Origin of the sequence: Candidatus Burkholderia verschuerenii (assembly GCF_001189365.1) — a bacterium.
Taxonomy (GTDB): Bacteria; Pseudomonadota; Gammaproteobacteria; order Burkholderiales; family Burkholderiaceae; genus Caballeronia; species Caballeronia verschuerenii.
Window position 1 is genome coordinate 1 of record NZ_LFJJ01000392.1, and the last position, 1,250, is coordinate 1,250.

General features: G+C 57.4%; 1 pseudogene. It reads left to right on the plus strand.

Features of this window, described 5'->3' with window-relative positions:
* Window positions 1-507: 507 nt before the first annotated feature.
* Window positions 508-1,250, plus strand: a pseudogene (locus BVER_RS29105) (reverse transcriptase N-terminal domain-containing protein); the annotation flags it as partial.

Below are 1,250 nucleotides of genomic sequence, written 5' to 3' on the forward strand. Positions count from 1 at the left end.
CTGATACGGTTAACGAATGTGAACTGCTGATAAACCTCGTGATAAGGATCGTGCCTAAGCTGCTGCGTGGCACAAGCCAAAAGGTAAGCGGTCGGATACCCCGCTTAAAGGTCGGGTTACGTCGTCGTTGCACCGCCGGGGAATAGGCAGAACCTAAGTCAGTCGTGTGTCATATCGGGAACGTGGTAAGCCCGTATGGTCGCCTACGGAGAATTGTAGGCAGGCGGACCGCAAGGGACGCTGTTGACTGTGCGGGTATGGGATGACGGAAAAAGCGAAGGGTGTCCTGTAATGGGATGCATAGAGGTTGGAACATCACCTCACGCGAAAGCGGGCAGACTTCCGTCTGGTCTACCGTCGCAAGATGGCTGACTACCCTCTAGCAAATAGTGATTGCTGGCGACTTTCGAGTCGTTAGTGTTGGCTTTAACCCCCTTGCGGGAGCAAACGCTCCCGCAAGGGGGCGTTGCGCTTCGCTGGGGATTCACTTCTTAGCGGGAGAGCAGCATGAGAGTATCTAGTCGGAAGACTGGGTCTGCGCTTTCACGCGCGCCGGACAACTGGCACGCCGTAGATTGGCGTCGGATTGAACGGAACGTGAGAGGGATGCAGATTCCGAATTGCGAAGGCGACGCGGGAAAGCGACTGGCGTAGGGTGAAAGCCCTGCAACGGCTGTTGATCCGCACGTTGTCCGCGAAGTTGTATGCGGTACGACGTGTTACGCAAAACCAGGGTGCGCGAACGGCGGGAGTCGATCGTGACCTGTGGGATTCGCCTGAAAGCCGATGGGAAGCTGTCGGCAGGTTGAAGCGGCGCGGATATAGGGCACTGCCACTACGGAGTGGTCTTTACCCCCAAGGCCAATGGAAAGGAACGTCCTTTGGGCATTCCGACCATGCGGGACAGGGCGATGCAAGCTTTGTATCTGCTGGCGTTGGAGCCGGTGGCAGAGTCCACGAGCGACCCGAACTCCTATGGGTTCAGGATCAATCGCTCGACGGCTGATGCCATGTCCCAGATATTCAAGACCATGTGCAAACGGGTTTCGGCCCAGTGGGTGCTGGAGGCGGATATCAAGGGCTGCTTTGACTGGATCAACCACGAGTGGCTGATCGCCAATGTCCCGATGGACAAAGGCATCCTCCAGAAGTGGTTGAAGGCTGGCCTGGTGTACGAGGGCCAGTTGCAGTCGACAACCGCAGGCACGCCGCAAGGTGGAGTGATCTCCCCGACGCTTGCTAATGTGACG